General features: G+C 58.4%; 17 protein-coding genes. 7 read left to right on the top strand and 10 right to left on the bottom strand.

Going from position 1 to position 17,610, the window contains the following annotated elements:
- Positions 1-1,140, top strand: a 1,140-nt coding sequence (locus tag CQ040_RS16710) for an HNH endonuclease signature motif containing protein (protein WP_146113945.1), incomplete at its 5' end; no start/stop codon positions are given.
- Between the two features lie 1,214 nt (positions 1,141-2,354).
- Here CQ040_RS16710 and CQ040_RS16720 read toward each other — a convergent pair.
- The 4 genes from CQ040_RS16720 to CQ040_RS16735 are packed head-to-tail and all read right to left on the bottom strand — an operon-like array spanning position 2,355 to position 6,397.
- Positions 2,355-3,674, bottom strand: a complete 1,320-nt coding sequence (locus CQ040_RS16720; protein ID WP_105528026.1) for a condensation domain-containing protein — start codon at positions 3,672-3,674, stop codon at positions 2,355-2,357.
- Positions 3,671-4,213, bottom strand: coding sequence for a flavoprotein (locus CQ040_RS21295; RefSeq protein WP_105528025.1), 543 nt, complete (start codon positions 4,211-4,213; stop codon positions 3,671-3,673). Before CQ040_RS21295 ends, CQ040_RS16720 begins: the two co-directional genes overlap by 4 nt.
- A 19-nt stretch (positions 4,214-4,232) precedes the next feature.
- A complete protein-coding gene (locus CQ040_RS16730; RefSeq protein ID WP_105528024.1) occupies positions 4,233-5,471 on the bottom strand; it encodes an iron-containing alcohol dehydrogenase in 1,239 nt (412 codons plus the stop codon).
- Positions 5,468-6,397: a hypothetical protein gene (locus CQ040_RS16735; protein ID WP_105528023.1), complete on the bottom strand. Its 930-nt coding sequence runs from the start codon at positions 6,395-6,397 to the stop codon at positions 5,468-5,470. The genes CQ040_RS16730 and CQ040_RS16735 overlap by 4 nt, the downstream gene beginning before the upstream one ends.
- Positions 6,398-6,673: 276 nt before the next feature.
- Here CQ040_RS16735 and CQ040_RS16740 point away from each other — a divergent pair, with 276 nt between their 5' ends.
- On the top strand, positions 6,674-7,255 hold the full coding sequence (locus CQ040_RS16740; protein ID WP_105528022.1) for a hypothetical protein: 582 nt from the start codon (positions 6,674-6,676) through the stop codon (positions 7,253-7,255).
- Here CQ040_RS16740 and CQ040_RS16745 read toward each other — a convergent pair.
- On the bottom strand, positions 7,218-7,721 hold the full coding sequence (locus CQ040_RS16745) for a bifunctional adenosylcobinamide kinase/adenosylcobinamide-phosphate guanylyltransferase (RefSeq protein ID WP_105528021.1): 504 nt from the start codon (positions 7,719-7,721) through the stop codon (positions 7,218-7,220). The genes CQ040_RS16740 and CQ040_RS16745 overlap by 38 nt on opposite strands.
- Positions 7,715-8,179 carry an HIT family protein gene (locus CQ040_RS16750; RefSeq protein ID WP_105528020.1) on the bottom strand — a complete coding sequence of 155 codons (465 nt, stop codon included), beginning with the start codon at positions 8,177-8,179 and terminating at the stop codon, positions 7,715-7,717. Before CQ040_RS16750 ends, CQ040_RS16745 begins: the two co-directional genes overlap by 7 nt.
- Before the next feature lie 46 nt (positions 8,180-8,225).
- On the opposite strand from CQ040_RS16750, the gene CQ040_RS16755 reads away from it, so the two are divergent.
- Genes CQ040_RS16755 through CQ040_RS21300 form a run of 5 tightly spaced genes read left to right on the top strand, consistent with a single transcriptional unit; the run spans position 8,226 to position 12,175 of the window.
- A complete protein-coding gene (locus tag CQ040_RS16755) occupies positions 8,226-9,455 on the top strand; it encodes an alpha/beta fold hydrolase (RefSeq protein WP_105528019.1) in 1,230 nt (409 codons plus the stop codon).
- Positions 9,452-10,132, top strand: coding sequence for a hypothetical protein (locus CQ040_RS20520; RefSeq protein ID WP_146113944.1), 681 nt, complete (start codon positions 9,452-9,454; stop codon positions 10,130-10,132). Before CQ040_RS16755 ends, CQ040_RS20520 begins: the two co-directional genes overlap by 4 nt.
- Positions 10,133-10,183: 51 nt before the next feature.
- On the top strand, positions 10,184-10,837 hold the full coding sequence (locus CQ040_RS16765; protein ID WP_105528017.1) for a 4'-phosphopantetheinyl transferase superfamily protein: 654 nt from the start codon (positions 10,184-10,186) through the stop codon (positions 10,835-10,837).
- A 54-nt stretch (positions 10,838-10,891) separates the two neighbouring features.
- On the top strand, positions 10,892-11,119 hold the full coding sequence (locus CQ040_RS16770) for a phosphopantetheine-binding protein (protein ID WP_105528016.1): 228 nt from the start codon (positions 10,892-10,894) through the stop codon (positions 11,117-11,119).
- A gap of 15 nt (positions 11,120-11,134) precedes the next feature.
- Positions 11,135-12,175, top strand: coding sequence for a MupA/Atu3671 family FMN-dependent luciferase-like monooxygenase (locus CQ040_RS21300; protein ID WP_105528015.1), 1,041 nt, complete (start codon positions 11,135-11,137; stop codon positions 12,173-12,175).
- A 347-nt stretch (positions 12,176-12,522) separates the two neighbouring features.
- On the opposite strand, the gene CQ040_RS16780 is transcribed toward CQ040_RS21300, so the two are convergent.
- The 4 genes from CQ040_RS16780 to CQ040_RS20530 form a co-directional block, all read right to left on the bottom strand.
- Positions 12,523-13,182, bottom strand: coding sequence for an HAD family hydrolase (locus CQ040_RS16780; protein WP_181157217.1), 660 nt, complete (start codon positions 13,180-13,182; stop codon positions 12,523-12,525).
- A gap of 295 nt (positions 13,183-13,477) precedes the next feature.
- Entirely contained in the window at positions 13,478-14,491 is a 1,014-nt protein-coding gene (locus CQ040_RS20525; protein WP_308736994.1) for a fused MFS/spermidine synthase, read from the bottom strand.
- Positions 14,383-15,819, bottom strand: a complete 1,437-nt coding sequence (locus CQ040_RS16785) for an AMP-binding protein (protein WP_181157016.1) — start codon at positions 15,817-15,819, stop codon at positions 14,383-14,385. The genes CQ040_RS20525 and CQ040_RS16785 overlap by 109 nt, the downstream gene beginning before the upstream one ends.
- Positions 15,812-16,750 (bottom strand): hypothetical protein, encoded by a 939-nt coding sequence (locus CQ040_RS20530; RefSeq protein ID WP_146113942.1) that lies wholly within the window; start codon positions 16,748-16,750, stop codon positions 15,812-15,814. Before CQ040_RS20530 ends, CQ040_RS16785 begins: the two co-directional genes overlap by 8 nt.
- Positions 16,751-17,610 lie beyond the last annotated feature (860 nt).

The following is a 17,610-nucleotide window of genomic DNA, read 5'->3' on the forward strand; positions in this document are numbered from 1 at the left end:
CGGTGGCCCGAACTGCGGGCGGCACTGCTGGCCGGGACGGTCGGGGTCGCCGGAGTGTTGGCCGCGACCGGACCGGTGGAACAGGCCGGGAGTCGGGTCGGGACGGCGGACCGGTTGCTCGCGGATGCGGAGCTCGCGGCGTATGCGCGCGGGATCCCGGCCGCCGGCACGACCGCAGGCCCGGATACGGATGCCGGGTCGGGCGCGGATGATGGGTCGGATGCGGGCGTGGAGTGTGGCGTCGCGCCGGCGGCGACGCCGGAAGACCTCCGGATCCTCGCGCAGGTGATCGTTCAGTACCTCGACCCCGATGGTGCCGAGCCCGCGGACGACATCGCGATGCGGGCGCGCGGGATCATCCTCGGCCGGGCGAAAGACGGGGTGATCCCGATCCGGGGCGGGCTGCTCCCGGAAGTCGCCGGACAACTGCAACGCATCTTCGACGCCTACCTGAACCCGAAAGTCGACGGCCCACCCCTCCCCGGAGTCATGTTCCGACCCTCAGACGAGGCCGACGCGACGACGGCCACTGATGCGATCACAGCTGCGACCGGCGGGATGGACGACGCCGTCCTGCCCTCCGGAGACCCGGGACGAATGGTCGACGCCCGCACCCGGGCGCAGAAACAGCACGACACCCTCGCCGCGGCCCTCGGCATCGCCGCTCGCCACGACGACATGCCCCGCCTCGGTTGTGCCGCACCGACCCTGATCGTGTCGGTCACCGCCGACGACTATGCGACCGGGCATGGATGGGCGCATGTCGACGGCATCGACACCCCCGTCCCCACCCGCGTCGCCGCACACACCGCCTGCGCGGGCGGCGTGCAACGAGTGCTGTTCGACCCACACGGGCGCATCATCGGGATCAGTACCACCGACCGGATCTTCACCACCCACCAACGCCGCGCGATCACCCTCCGCGACAAAGAATGCCTCATCCCCGGCTGCCACGTCCCTGCGACCTGGTGCGAAATCCACCACGTCCACGAACATGCCGACGGCGGCCCCACCCACACCGACAACGGCGCAACTCGTAAGTCATACCATTCAGTGATGCCGCATAGTGCTCTGCGATGTAGTCCGGCGCGCGACGGAGAGTCATCCAACGTGGCTAGCGCACGATACAGGCCTGCCTAGAAGGGAGTGTCATAAGTGATCTGCCACCGGGGCTCACTACGGCAACCTCTAGCCTGCTTAGGTGTCCCATGTTCTCGGCCGAACGCAATCGAAGTGATTCCATTTTGCAGCGCGAAGGATAAAACGCACGTGAAGGCGTAATGATACGCAAGAGATCGAAACTCGACATCGCTCGAAATAGCCACCGTGTGGGCTATGAGCGTACGGTCGTGCTTTGTCCACGCGACGTACCCGAGGTGCATTGGTCCTTTCAACAGCTCCGCCGCATAATGCTCCCCGGGCCTACCCAGATATCGTTGCAAACGCCACTCCGCAAGCAACGGATGCTCCGAGACGCCGTTGCGCTTAGAGGTGGCTACGACGTCGTGTGCTGCCTCTCGACAAACGTCAGACGTGAGTACAGACGTGGTGTGCGTGAGATTCTCGCTTGCGGCAAGCTCAAAGTCCGTAGCCCACGTTCTCCTGTGCTTGCCGCTCAGCGAGTCAAGAAACTGAGGGAAGGAACGTGCACGGCCGACCTCGAGGATGTAGTGCGGAGCAGCAGGGATCACGCCTACCCGCACGTCGGGAACGTCCAGCAGCATCGCAAGGTCATCCGGCCGCACCGAAGGACTCATGACGTGATCCGCCTCGCGCAGAGAATGCCGGACAGCAGCACGGACGTGGGGCGCGAGGCTGGAGCGACGGAGTTCGAAGTCTCGGTGGTCACTCCAGACCACGGAGGTGTGTTGCGCGAATCCACCCCCTACTAGCATCAAGCTGCCCCCTGCCTCCGAACGTCCAACGAAGCTGCCCAGCTCGGCGCCCAGAGTCGCTGCTTCTTCGACATAGACGAGTGGAACGCTTGCATCGCGCGAACCAAAGGCGCTAAAACTGACGCGCGTGTCTTGTCCGCACCAGACCCGCTCGTCGCGGAGCAGAAACGAATCGAAGCTCTCACGCTCCGTAGCCGTGAAGGACCTCATGCGGCTTCTCCCTGCCTGAACACTGGCTCGACGCTCCGTCTACCGGAGTTCAATGCTACAGAGTCCCGTACGCCCGACCGCCCGTCCCTCCACGAGCCATGAACCTGAGCGTCTTGATGACGCGCCATTTGCAACCACCAATTCGAACGATGCCTACGGCAAGATTTACGAAGAATTCAGGCGGACGATGTCGCCGTAATGGTCACGCACAATACACCAAGCAAATCCATCGCCGTCGCCGATAGGACGTCACTGACGAAGTAGCGTACCGACCGAGATATCTGGATTCGCATCGACTGCATCCCAATACTCACCGAGGCTCCTGGCGAACGATTCCGCACCGCTGCGACTCCAGGCTTCGGCTTGGTATCTGAGCATCAAATCCACACCAGAATCGCTGATCAAAAAGAAAGAAGCGGAACCGTCGCGCGCCACACCGGCTTCAAGCGGAGGACGGGCATTCACCTGGCACCCATCAAGACGCATCGATACCGCGACGCGAAGATCCTGCACATCGATAAAGCACCCGGGGCGCCACCCCTTGAATGCTAGACGAGCAGGTTGGAGACGCTCCTGCAGATAAGGGATCGGAAGGTGATTGCTAACGCCTTCAAACACCGACGCCATAACGCCCGCACATAGACTCCTGAACGATTCACCCGGGTCCACTCTATGCCTGTGAACGATGCTGCTGCTAAACCAGCCAACTGACCGAGAATACTCCGGCGGACGCAATCCTACCGGAACGTGAGTAGTTCGAACACTCACTCCGGAGCGGGCTCGGGACAAAATGTGAGTGGCAAGAATCAGCGCAAAGGGCGTAACTCTGAATCTGCGAGACAACGCGGAAAGGTCACGAGCGTAATGCCACCGAACCCAGCTGGTCGTTCGCCCGGAGCCTTGCGGGGCATGCGCACCGGGCATCACCTCTTCACCCAAGGGAGCTAAGGGATCGAGCCTTCGACGCCAATAATCCAACCGACGCTCCCCTTCTTGACCACGGGAGGATCGCTGCTGATCGGCGGCGAACGAGAAGTAGGATGGGACGCTTTCCGGACCAGCTTTCTCGGGCGATGAATATAAGAACGACAGGTCCTTCTCGACAATTTCCCAGGACAACCGGTCAACAGCTAGATGGTCTGCTACTAAACACAAGACAAATCGCCCCGCTCCTTCAGACCAAAGATAGGCTGCAAGCTTCAGATCGTCACCCTTGAATCGGCGCATTTGATAGCGAGTTAGTTCCTCGGGGGTCGGAGATCCGGTGCTTCGATTGAGAACGAAGGGTACGTCACTCACACCGGCATTTCTGGGAACTTCGGCTCGATCATCGTAAGTAAAACGAAGCGCCTCATGCCTTTCAAACAACCTGCGAAACGCACGCTCCAGCCTCGATGCGTCAAGGGGCCCAGAGATCTCATATACTGCGGACAAGTTATTCGCCGGCAGAGGCACGCCGTCGAGGCGCAATAGCGAATCGCGACGTAGCCTTAGATCTTGCTGATATGAAAGAGGACGTGTCGCTCCAGCCTGAATCTCCTCGTGTCTCTGATCACTCAAACCGATCACCCGTTCACTGAATCCATGCCGCGTCCTTCGATTGCGGCAACGAGATCTTCAACCTTCTGAATTACGGCTATCGGATTATAGCCGATCGGCTCAAAGACCTCTCCAGACTCTGAACTCCATCGTACACTGGGCTCGAATACCTCATGACCTCGACCGCGTAGCGCCGCGACGTTGTCTACGGTCGCTTCCGAGGTCCACATCGATCGATTCATTGCGGGAAAGAAATGCACTGTACCCGCCCACGCGACAATGGTCGCCTGCAGCAGATTACTGGCGCTCCCATTCGCTGCGGCTGAAAGACTGTTTGCAGTAGCGGGCGCCACCAGAAAGGCGTCACCCCAAGATGCGCACTCAATATGGGACGCTGTACGCCATCCGCGGTCCGTAAGTGCTTGCTTGACTAGTCGTCGCGGCAAGAACTGTCTGGCACTATCGGTAACAATGACCCTGAGCTTGTGCCCTTCCTGCTGGAGCGCGTTGAACACCTCACCGCTCGTGGGGGCGTAGCTAGATCCTGAGATTCCGAGAACGATTTTCATCTATGAGCTATCGCGTTCACTAGAGAAATGCTTCTAGGCCCACGCCATCGGACGAGCCGAGAAGCGACCCTATACGCTCCATTGCTGCGAATAGCTCGGGCTCTGACACCTCGTCAAGATACTGGCATCGCCCTAGGCCGAGAGCCGGAGCCGGAGCCATCAATGAGACCCCGCCTCTCTTCTCTTGAATTGCTGCTTGTGCCGAGATGAGGAGCGCTCCATCGTGCAGACCCGGGTGGAGCACTGACAGACCCAAAGCCTGGAACAGGCGAATCTGCCGAACCAAATCTGACTGCGCAAGAAGTCCTTTTTCCACTGATATGGCGCTCGTGAGTGCCATATCAATGCTCACTGCGTGTCCGTGCATCAAACCGAGCGGCCTTTCGAAACCAGGACTCCACGTGTGTCCGAAAGCGTGTGGGCGCGACTGGTGGACCTCGAAGTAATTAGGCCCCTCATGACGCAGATATGAAACCAGGGCGGCGTGAAGGATAGCGGAAGCAAGATCTCTCGGTGCGTGCGGCATTTGAAACTTGGTTTCGATGAGCGCAGTCCCGTGCTCTTCGATCTTTTCAAGAAGGTCGATATCATCGACAAGCGCCATTTTCACGATTTCTGCAACGCCGTGGCGAACATGCTTTGATGCGAGAGTCTCAAGCAAGGTGGGGTCCGCGAAGGCCACAACGGGAGGATGGTAGACACCTGCGGAATTTTTGAACTGGTCTGCGTTCACACAAGTTCGCGGCGAGGGACCGGCGTCAATCGCGGAGACGACCGACGTTCCGACCATCACGTACGGCGTACGCCGGTGAAGTAGAGCGCACGCCAACCCCGCGACATCCGCGACTACTCCCCCTCCTACGACCAGGACCCGCTCATCCCGACTAACGCGTGCTCCGTCTGCTCCCAGGGCACGCAAGAGACCCATGACGGAAGCCATCGTCTTCTCCGATTCGCTGCTGGGGCACTCAATGAATAAGACCGGAATAGCGCGGGTGGTGAAGTATGACTCGATTCGCGGGCCCAGTGTCTTCCTGAGGTCCTCCGCAACGACGACGACTACACGCTGCGCACCCTCGTATGCGGACGCGAGCGCGGGGTTGTCAGGGTTGAACAGGGCGACGGTCACTCGGGTCTCAGTCTCGATGCGAAGCTCACAGACAACTCGGATGGCTCCCGTCGTGCCATCGTGGGTAAGACCGCCGCTGACCGAGTAGGGAATGACTGTCGTGGAGACCGCTTGCTCAGCCAGCGTCATCGGACAGCACCGCGCAACTCAAGCTGGACGCGGTCTCCCATCACGTCGCGGACCATTTGAAGCACGGAATCGTCTACGCCGTGCGTCATGAGACGCTCATCCAGAACGCGACGCCACCACGTAACATCCCATCCCACGACGTCAAGCGGAATCTCCGAGTCTTCCGGGTCCGCTAGGGCGCGATAAACCCCCAACACCTCGCGTTTGTCCGAAATGTCAGCAGACCTCGCGATGTTGAGGGCCTCTCGCAGTGATTCTCCAGTTTGACCCAAAGATTCGAGTGAAGGACCGCTAAGAATCCACTTCTTATCTGGCGGCAACTGGCCACGGTTAAGGTAGGCGATCGATGCCAGCAGCTCAGCCAAATAGAAGATCTGGCTTGTCCAAGCGAGAACTTCCGAGCGGAGAAAACCCTGGTAAACTGACCGCCAGTAGTGAATAGCATATCGAGTGATCAGAGCGGAGGCTAAGTCCTCTCCAACTTTGCGTATCTGGAAGGATTCGAGCATGACTTTGTGGGCCGCAATAAGCCCCTGCTTGTCAACTTGGACGTCCATCGTCCAGTAGTTCTCGAGGTTCTCCATGTAGTCCTGATCGAGCGACGGCGTTGTCGCACAAAAGTCGCTAAGGAGTTCGATTCTTAGGATCTTGAGGTTCAGTATCCTGGACTCCACCAGCACGTTGAGTACTACATAGTCCGCCCACGAGTCGTTTCGCCCCTCCTCGAGGTTTGACTCTTCAAGACCTTCAGGTAGCACTTCGTTCCAGACGAATGCTTGGCTGAGCTCTGTGTCGGGTGCGCAAAACACCCAGAGGTCGATATCGGAATATTCATCGTCGTACTTTCGACGCACCGAGGCGCAGTAAGCGACACCCGTGACATGCGGGTTCAGGGTCAAATGATCAATAACATCCGATATCAACATAGTTCCTCATTGGGTGACAGGTTCAAATATTGCGCGGCATGAGTAGGGCGGTGGCGCCAAGATCGCTCTCAGCGCCACCAACACTATCTCGCTGATCAACAGGGCTTCGCCTGCTGGACCGGCTTCTGAACCGGACGCTTCTTGATGATGCTCACAATGACTCCTTCCGCGTTGATTGCTGGCGACGGATGTCCGCCACCCGCATGGTAACCTACGTCGCGTGCCCCCGCAGAGATTCGCAGAGGTGCGAGGCGTACGTCGGGAGGAAGACCATCGATGACAGTTGAGACGGGGCCGGAGTGCACGTTGGTGACGATTACAGGCGGGGCTGGAGCAGGCAAGACGACTATCGCCGCTGCGTTGTCCGTGGCTCTGAACGCTCCGGTGGTCTACCTCGACGACTACTACCTCACCGACCTTGAGAAAGCCCCGACATACCACGATGAGAACGGTGTCGAGCGAGTTGACGTCGGCGACCCGCGAGCCATCGATTGGGAGTCCGCGACTATAGCCGTATCGAGCGCCATGGCCGAACGATCCTTGGTGGTTGTCGACGGTCTCTTTGCGGCTTCAATCTCCCTAAACCTCTCGGCCAGCATCCAGCGCTTGGACGTGTACATCGACTTGGAAGACGATCTGCGCCTTGTGCGGCGGATTCAGAGCAAGGTAATAGACGGCGACCTACCTATCGAGGCTCTTCTTTGGAACTACGTGAATCTGCGAAGGCAAGCATTCATCGTACACACCCTTCCGTGGCGTGACCGCTCTCACATAGTCTTGCCCGGCGACGCCGAAACTTCGAACAATGTGGCTACGATCGTCACAACTCTTGGAAGACGAATGGATCGGCTTTCCTGAGTTCGACAACGCGGCCCGCAGCAACCCAAAAGCAATTCTTGGCGGCAGCGGACAGGCAGTTATTCGCAAATCGCAGAAGATTGACTACTTCTTCTGAGCTTCCTGCAAATGCGGAATCAGGGTCACATGAGACCACGACAGTTGACGACTTCCGAACTGCTAAGGCGAAAATAACCGCCTCAATTTCATCGAGCTCAGGTCGAGAGTTGACGAGCCAACTGTTGACATCGTCGAGCAAGATCGGCACATCGTGGATGGATTGAAGAGCGTTCTGTAGTGCTTTCGGCTCTTCAATCACTGACCAATGCGATGGTCTGGACGACCGGTGCTTTGCGAGTCGAAATTCGTCTACGCTACTCCCCAGTAGGCCCGTCGCCAGATAAGTCACTTGGGCTTGACCGGAAATCGCGCTCTGCGCAATCGCGGATTTTCCGGAACCGCTTGCTCCGATCAGAACAGTCAGCACTGGTGCTCCCGCCGCGCTAGCACCTCACGCAGCGTTCCTGCCTGTTTAAGTAGTTCGAACGGGGGCACGTGAAGAAACTCGTGTTCTCTTGCACCAACCGAAGCCCAATAGTCATCGTCCTGATATCGCGGAACTACGTGCCAGTGTTCGTGATCGACATGTTGTCCAATTTTTGTGCCTACATGCTGGTGAACAGTCACCCCATCGGCTTCGAACGCTGACTGAACAGCGACCATGAGAGCCCGCGTCATCATCGCGAGCGACGTCACGACAGCTTCTGGAAGCTCGACCCCCGACTGGTGGTGTTGAACGGGAGCTACACCCACGTGACCTCTGTTGGCGGGCCGCTGGTCGCGGCTCATGTACACAATCGCGGCGTCGTTCTTGACCACCACGCTCTCATCGGGGTCGAGAGCGATCCTGCATATGAAGCATCCCGGCTGAACATCTACTCGCATCGCTCAAGTCTGCCCTAGAAGCCTGCGATCGGTATAGGTTCGAACCATGCGCGCGTCGGACACGGCATCGATCCTCACGGGAACTCTGCCTGTCGCGGTTCCCGATAGTTCCCCGGTTGGCGGCTCGGCCCTGCTTCATTATTGGCAGCTGTCCTCTGCCGCTCACCGCCCAGGAGTTCGACCCCTGCTGTACCTTGGTGGCGGACCTGGGATTCCTTCGTACCCACCAGAGCCCAAGAGTTTACCCGCCTGGATGAAGGCGGTGCTCGACCAATTTACGATCGTTGGGATCGACTACCGAGGCGCAGGACAAGACCAGAATGCTGCGGCGTTTCTGGCGCATCCACATCTAGCCGGAGTGCACTCGATCTCGCTCGACCTGGAGCGACTCCGAAATGCGCTGTTCGCTGATCAACCTTGGCACGTCCTAGGTTATAGCTACGGCGGCTTTGTCGCATTGGGGTACGCCACGTTCTTTCCGAAGAGTGTGCTGAGTCTGCGCTTCGCGTCTGGGATTCCGCCAATACATCTCGCGTCGGATGCCGTACACGCCGGGCTTACCGCGGCTCTCGTGATCGAAAACAACAGATTTAGTTGCCTGTTCCCCAGGCTGGCTGGCCGGATTCCTGAGATCGCGTCTTGGATAGATCGCACCGCACCGCGCCTGAAAAACGGCGACGTCTTGTCGCGAGCCCGATTCCAGAAGATCGGTACAGATATCGGAATGTCCTACGGGTTCTCCGAGATTGCCCGAGTGCTTGACCAGTGGAGGCCCGGAAGCGCGCACCAGTCGAACTTCCTAGCAGCAGTCTCCGAGCTTCTGCCTCGGTGGAAACATCCAGCACACGCAGTGCTTATCGATACGATCTATGCGGCTCCCGGCGAGACGCTCAACTGGCCAGCGTCGAGGGCACTGGACACGAGCCCCTCTCTGCGTTCTTCGGCCGAGAATCTACTGTTCACCGGAGAACTCGCGTACCCCTGGATGTTCGAAGAGTACTCGAACTTGCGACCGTACCGACGCCGGGCGGCGGTAGCACAGACGGCTTCGGATTGGCTGCCCCGAGTGGACGAACGCAACATTCGCTCTCAAAGCTTCGTCGTCCGCGCAGTCATTTCGGGCAACGACCCTTATGTACCAGCTTCTCACCAGTTGGCGGCGCTTGCTAGGCTCCGGGGCCCGAACGAGGTCCTATTAAGCGACGGTGGCCACGACACGTTAGCCTCTAACGAAGCGGTTCAACACCTTTTCCCTGAGATCTCGACGATTGGATGATCCAGATGACACGACCCTCACAGAGCTTCGTGCGAGAAGCCTTCGCGGCCCTGGTACCTGAAGCTCGCGAACAGTATCAGGCGCGCCGGTTCGCGCAGATGGATCGAGCGATCGACGGCTCGCAGATCAGGGGTGCATTATCTCGCCTGCTTCCCATCGTTCGCAGGTATGCGGAGCAATCCCTACGGCCGCCTGAGGGATCTGGTCACGCGTTCAATGGCGGCTATCGCTATGAACGAATCGACCCAGGCGTTCCCCAGAGCTCTTTCGCTCGCGAGGAAGATACATTTGTACGTCAGGCGTTCGAAGACAGTGGGCTCAACCGCCTGGTCGGCGAATTGTGGGATTCTACCTCGGAGAGTTTGAACGAGATTGTGGGTACTCGCCTTGCGCTCGATCGATGCTTTCTCCTCAGATACCGTGAGCGCGACTATATCGCCCCCCATGGTGATAGTCAGAAGAATGGTCGAGTACTCGTGCAACTTCCAGTTCCCTTCAACACGGTAGGTGTTTTTCGGGCTATGACGGGTGAATGGTTCGAAGATTTTTATGATCGCTCCGGTAGCCTTCGCATACTCGGGCCTGGCATTATTCACGAGGTCCCACCTGTCCTGAGAACGAACCCCGAAGCCGACCCGGAGCGGATTATTGTGACCATTCGACTGAGACCCGCGTGAAATGGGCCGCCTCGCGGGGTCACCGCCACTCGAAGACCGGGGCGTCTGGAGGTGACCATCTTCGCGGTCGCTCATTCAGACGCTCAGGAGCTTCGTCAAGGGGTGCCCGATTTGGCCCATTGCGTGCGCCAGCGGATCGAGCGCATTCGCGACCCGAGGGTCCGGGGAGACATGATGGCTGCACGAACACTTACGCTGAAGCTTCTTGCGTTGGTGGAAGGGAACGTTGTCTCAGGCGCCGACCTCGTGCAGTTGTGCGCTACGTGCGGCGGATGCCATGGGGCTCCCGCGACCACCCGTAGCGGCCACCATCTCTCGTGGAGCCACTCCCGCGGATGGGTCGCCGCGAGCGTCTCGACGTACGCGGTCGGCGTCGATGTCGAGGTCAACGACGAGAATTGGGGGCGGTCGCCGTCGATGGATCGTCTCATTTCCAGCGTTATGACAGATGGCGAAGAGGAGGAGATCCGCTCATCCGAGGACCCCAGTCGACTGTTCATGATGGCGTGGACAACGAAAGAAGCATTGGTAAAAGCCGGCGCGCTTGACGTAGGGCGCTTTAGAGAGACTAAGGTCCTCAACGGCTCTGGTCAGGTCCGAGAACAAGTCCTTGGTTTCTTCGTCGATGTTCGGAAAGCAGCCGATTACACCTTGGCGGTTGCGAGCGCGCAGCCTAGCTCGCGCTTGCGACCGGTCGACGTATGAGAAAACACCCCTTCGCCACGAAAGTATCCGAATTCCCGATATGAGAGGTATCTGATGACAGAGATTGCTAGTATTGTCCGTGACGCGTGGGCAAACGCCTTGGAGCTATCACTCGGAGATGATGGAGAGCACTTCTTCGAACTCGGAGGTTCATCATTGCAGGCGGCGATGTTCGTCGCCGACCTGCGGGATAAGGGCATCAATGTGTCCCTTGCGACAATATTTGAAGATGGTCGGCTCAGCGCGGTAATCGAGCAAGCAAGCTTTGACGAGCACGCCTAGCGCGGCGAGAAGAATATGGATATCAGCCTATTCTACTTCGGTGGCCAGACGTCCGGGGGCAACGATCAAGCTACTCCTGAACCTACCTCCTACCGCCTACTGATCGAGGGCTCGCGATTGGCCGACAAGATCGGTCTCTCTGCGATATGGACCCCAGAGCGACACTTTCACGCATTTGGGGCATCCTACGCAGACCCTGCCGTTACGAGTTCGGCAATCTCGATGATCACTACTCGTGTAGCGATCCGAGCAGGTAGCGTCGTCATGCCTCTGCACGACCCCGTGCGATTGGTCGAGCAATGGGCCATGATCGATAACCTGTCCGGAGGTCGAGTCGGGATATCCTTCGCCAGTGGTTGGCATCCCCGCGACTTTGCCTTGGCCCACCGGCAAAATCGATACGACTCCCGCAAGCAGGATCTCGAACCCATGATCGAGCTTGTAAGGTCACTCTGGCGAGGAGAGACCGTGAGGAGGGAATCGGGCACGGGTGAGCTGGTCGACATTCAGGTAGTCCCACGTCCATTGCAGATCGATCTACCCACGTGGATTACCAGCGCGGGCAGCAGAGACACGTTTGAACTCGCGGGTCGCCTTGGAGCGAACGTCTTGACCCACCTCCTGGGACAGTCTCGCGAGCAATTGGCAGGAAACATCGCGGTGTACAGACAGGCCCTCGAGATCCATCACCCTGGCAGTCCTGGACACGTCACTCTTATGATGCACACCTACCTTTCGCACTCAGTTCACGAAGCAACTGAAGCAGTTCGGAAGCCCTTGTCTTCTTATTTGGCTACGGCGCTCGATCTGGAGCAGTCCAGCATGTTGAGCGCTTCGACGCCCCGGATCAGTCATTCGGATCGAGACTTTTTACTGTCAAGGGCAGTGGATCGGTTCGTCGCAGAGGATGGGCTTATCGGTACCTTGGAGAGCACGCGAAGCCGCGTAACGAAGTTCGCTGGAATTGGCGTAGACGAGATCGCTTGTTTGGTAGATTTCGGTGTAGACGAAGATTTGGTCTTGGAGGGGCTGACTCGACTAGGCGATCTCCAGTGATCGATGGGTCGTGATCCTTCGGCCAGAATACGTATCGCGCCCGCGGTCGAAGACGCGCTCCAGTGGTCTCCTTGCTTGCGCATCCTGAATCAACAAGTCGTACGCGCCGGTTACGCGTGGTCTTTAGACGCCATCCAGGCTCGAAGAAATCGGGGCTTCGGCTCAGGAACGTGTGGTTTCTGCATTCTCGCCGCGGCCATCTGCCACCTGATTCGAAGGCCTTTAATCTACAGCAATCTCAGGGATGCCCGTCAAGGCATCGTTGCCGCTCGCGTAGGGTGCATCCGTCGCGACCGTGCCACGCGTTGTTCTGAGCCTCTCGGGCGCCGATCACCTCGCCGACCCGTTCATGACGTCGGGCCTTCCTTAAGCAGGATCTGAAATGCCGCTGAGATGTTGGACACGACATGGTCTGGCTGTGGTCCGTGGTCCGGCAGGATTCTCCCGTGTGATATCCACAGAGTAGTTAGGCCCGCAGCCTGGCCACCACCGATGTCCGAGGTCAGCGAATCGCCGACCATCCACGAATTCCGAAGCCCCCCTCCCGCCCGGACGGCAATATCCTCAAATACAGTCGGATCGGGTTTGCGGGTGCCGCCCGGGTCGCAGATAAGTACGGCATCGAATAGCTCCTCCATCCCCGTCGCTCGTACCTTTGTCAACTGCACGGACGGGCTCCCGTTGCTGAGAAGCGCCGTCCGCCATCCAGCCTCCCGGAGACTATTCAATCCCTCTACAGCGCCCTCGAAAGCCACTGCGTGGTCAGGGAGCGTTGCAGCTACACTTCTCGCGAGTTCATCGGCAGACTCAGGTAACAGGAAGTGCTCGCCGATGAGCTGCCAAGCCTCGTGGACTGTGAGGGTTCCGGCATTCACGTCGCGAAGGAATTGAACGCCGCTTTCGCCGAGACCGCGTTGGTGGGCGAATGATGCCAGTGCTCTATCTGCGGCCTGTGCGTAGTCGATAAGCGTGTCGTCGAGATCAAAAATTACTAAGGGTTCGGTCACGATGACTCCTCATCTTCATGGATCGACAGGCATGTCACGAGGTTCGTTACTGATGCAGATCGACAACCGTAGCAGAGCCGGTACCGCGGTGGGGCTGCTACGTAGATCCGTGCTGCGTCGCCGTACTCACGTCATGGCGCCAGTCGTTGGGCCGGCTCAGGGCGAGATGCCGTTGAGTTGGGGAGTGCGACAGCCGGTCCCGCGCGGGACGTGGGAGCCTAATGCCCCAATAACGCACCGGGACATCGCCAATTGCTCGACACCATGATCGACGTCGGGAACGAGCAACAGTCGCTCAATGAAGCATGCCGGCCGCCTCGCCCTTGCAGTACTGTTCTTGAACCTCTTGGAGCTGGGAATACACAATATGAAAATCGCTTTGGTACGAATCCTCAGGCTTCGAGACCGCAATCATCACTCGCAGTTCTCGTAGCCGTTGATTGAGCCAGCCACAATCTACTTTACTACTGACACGATCGCCCCTCGATTCGGAGTAATCGGCAGCTTCTGCAATTGATGACGAGACAACAACCTCCGGCACCTTGTCCCATAGGCCGGATGCCACCGCCTCCAAAACCGAACTCAAGTTCGTAGCGAAAAGGACGACGTTCTCGATGCCGGTCGGAGACTTCCGCCTGGGATCCATGATCGACCCGACGTACCGAAAGTGATGGCGGATTCCCCTAGCAACCCGCTCGACATGTTCGGTAGGAAGAGATGCAACATTCGTCAACAAAAGGCCGCCCGGTGCTAGCGAACGAGCACAGTCAGCGAAGAACTCACTACTCACGAGTGCTATGCTTCCCCCAAACATGTCAATTGCATCGGTGATGATCAAGTCGCATGTTGAGGGCTGTTTGGCGTTGATGCCTTCCCTGCCGTCACCGTGCGTCAACCTAATTTTCTCGGTGGCAAATAGTTCGCGCGGTATGGCCGAAATCACGTCCGAATCGATCTCAAATACATGCTGGCGTAGGCGAGTATTTGTCCCCGACAGATATAACGGCAAGGCTGCCAGACCACCCCCGATGTGTATCGCGTTAGGACTTTTCCGAAATGTAGAATATCCGTGAATTGCAGCAGCCATCCAGCGCAAGTACGGCGCCTGGAGACTACCTGGTCTCGCTAAGTCAACACGAGACTGCAACGCCCCCTGCGCGTAGAGCGAGAGCACCGAACCAACGCGGCTCACTGAAAGACTCACAGTCGACGCCGAACATCGTTGAAGTGCGACGCAAGCAATTTCACATCCACCTTTCCGTTTTGGTTGGTTGGTAGCTGGTCCATGATGCGAACGGACGTCGGCCACATGTACTGCGGGAGGCGGGCGTGAGCAACCTTTGTGGTCTCGCCACCGACATCGTGCCCCGCGATTGCCACGACAAGATCTCCGTCGACAATCAGGGCGTGCGCAGTCGATGCCCCCGCCCTCAGGAACGCGTCTTCAACCTCGCCGAGTTCGACTCGATACCCGAACCGCTGAATTTGCCTGTCGATTCGAGATTCAAACTCTAATCCCCGGTCCGTTTGTCGGACGATATCTCCGCTTCGGTACCACCGGACCCCGTCCGATTCTTCGAATGCATGAGTGTCGTCGAAACTATCAAGGTAACCATTGAAGACCTGCGGGCCCGATATGAGGAGCTCCCTGTCGTGTCGAGTAGAGCCGATGGTGAACTTTGTTGACCCGAAGGGCCTGCCTATCGGAACCGGCCCCGAAGCTTGATTCGTCAGGTCACCTGGGGTTATCTCGTACGACGCGCAGGCAACTGTTGCCTCGGTAGGACCATACACGTTTTGTATCTCGGATAACGGAGCAGCCCGGCTCCAGGCGAGCGCCTGCCGCATTGATAGTTGCTCACCGATGAACATACTGCGTCTTAGGGAGGTGAAGCTGCCCTCCACAAGCGAACCCAACTTGTCCGCGACGTCGATCACGCTAGGAACCGAGAACCAGATAGACAGATTGTTCTTTTGAATATATTCCTTCACCTCGAGCAGTTCGGCTCGAGAGTTCGGGACAATCGACGTCGCGCCGACAATGGCGGGGATCATCAGGTCGAAGACTGATACGTCAAAAGTCAATGCAAATGTCCCTGAAACTCGGTCTGCTCGACTCACAAGCGACTGGTCAATGACCGACTGGCAGTACGCTTGCATGGCCCGCTTCGGAATGGGAACTCCTTTCGGATTCCCAGTGCTTCCGGACGTGAAAAGAATGTATGCAGCGTCGCGGTGACTATCGCCAAGTTGGCTTGTGGGATCTCTCCGATTGATGCTTCCAGGTAGCACACGGTCTGCAGTCCACCGCCACCCTGTGAGTAGCGGCTGTGGCTGGGTATCGATTAGTGTATCGACGTTAGCCCTGTTGAGGACGAAGTCAACCCTCGATGCTGGCCATGATGCTGACACCGGAACAACCGTCATGCCATTCTGGATTGCAGCGAGATATCGAGCGCGGCTGGCTATATCCTGCCGATCCATTATGGCGACGCGGCCGCTCGTGGATTGTTGAAATAGAGCCGAATATTCAGCCGAGACTCGGGCCAGATCGCTGTACGTTAGACTTTCGTTGCCTTGCTGCAATGCCGCTTTAGCGCCAAACCGGTTCCACCGCTCCGCGAGCGTCTCAAACATCTCGTCTATTATCTCCGCTCCTAAGGGTATTGCCGCGCGACGCCTTGGATCGAGCGAGTCCATACATGATGGCGCCCTGCGACCCACGGAGGGCCTTCGAACGATCGTGCCCCGACCCCAGAACGATTCGGCTGAGGCGATTGCGTAGGGCGTAGCGCAGGGGCTCAGCAAATACGATTGCTCGATACACCTCAGATCGCGAGGTATGTTCGACGAGACCTACATCGTAGAGCTCAAGCGCGTCGTCGACTGTTGCCCCGAGCAGGACACCCAGCAGACTTCCGCGGCGGTCTTTGGCGAGGAACGCAATAAGATCATTGTTCGACGCCGAAGAGCGACGTCCTACTTCGTACTCGACAAGGATGGGGTGCGATGATTCGCCATGTCGGAATCGAACATCGGAGATAAGGCGAGAGAAGGCTGGTATCGCCTCAGGCGTCACTTTTTCAATATCGACTAGAATTCCGTTCGCGGAGGTCAATGTAAGGTCCTGCCTCCACGTGCGTCTGCAATTTGCCCGTAGCCCGTCTAGAAATTCTTTCTCGTCACGTGCGCCACCAAGGATTACTTCATGCCAAACTCGTCGTAACGCCTCTTTCGGGTGTTCGAACCCGGCGCGAGTGAATGCTGGCACCTGTTCATGCGGAACGTTCGGAGCGATCATCCGCGTTGTTTGTGCTTCAGCCACGACGATGGCCTGCTTGACAAGTTCCTCCAGCACCTCCTCGCTCCGCGCAAGATCCATATGCCTCGCGACGACTCCGCCGCCGTAATAGCGAGCGAACGAACCGACGCAGGCAATGAGATCGGTCGAAGACATGTCATCCGCTAGCTTGCGAACGTCGTCTCCGAGCACGGCGTGGCCGGCCAGCACCTCCCGTGGCGCGACGGTGACTAGAAGCGCTCCTTCGACGCGATTGCCGTCTCGCACGACGCACACAGACTGATGCCAGGTCTTCCATCCGACTACCGACTCTCGCAGTCCTTCTAGACTTCCGTACCTGAGTTCGCGCGGCAGATCCGGAACCTCGTCAGTGACAAGTCCCTGGAATGGTCGTTCAGCCGGCGATGTCCAACCACGCTCCGAACCCTCACCGCTCAGTCGATTCATACGGATATGGTCCGGACGGGAACGACGCCGTGGGCGCCAGCAGCAGGGCCCGTCACCGGTGGAACGCTGAGCTCGTAGCCGAGGACCTCTGGGACGTACCTGGTCGCGCGTGGGTCGCTTGGAGACGTGCAGCCCCAAGTTGGCTTCTCCGAAGCCTCACGATTAATCACCAGTCTTGCCTCCTAAACACACGCGGGCGTCTGCCACGACAGCGTGTGGGTTGACGAGGTCGATCCGATCATTCAGACCGCGAATCACAGCGCGGTACCGCTCGACATCCCACCCTTCTCTGCGCGATCCCAGGCTAACCACGATTCGCGCATCGTCTAGGCATATTGCACGGAGATCTTTGATACACGACTACTCGCGCTACTGTTCAGGAGCGCGGGGAGCGACTTCATATCGGCATCGGGGGCTACAGTCTCGATCACGGGGAGGACCCGAGCGTCCGGGAACGGGGCCGGCAGTCTTCTTGCCCCTGCCATACGTGCTGGTGGAACGTAGCGTCAGATCGCACAGGCCGATAGGCGACCAACGACAAGGACGTCCGACGCCGAAGAGTAGGTTGCCTTCGCCGTACTCCGCCTCCCTGTCGTGGAAAGTGCGATCGAGCCTCCGTCGATCGGCGATGATGCAACCATGACTCCCCCGACGAACTACTGACGGCTTGTGCAATCGTT

This window comes from Microbacterium sp. MYb54 (assembly GCF_002979515.1).
Taxonomy (GTDB): domain Bacteria; phylum Actinomycetota; class Actinomycetes; order Actinomycetales; family Microbacteriaceae; genus Microbacterium.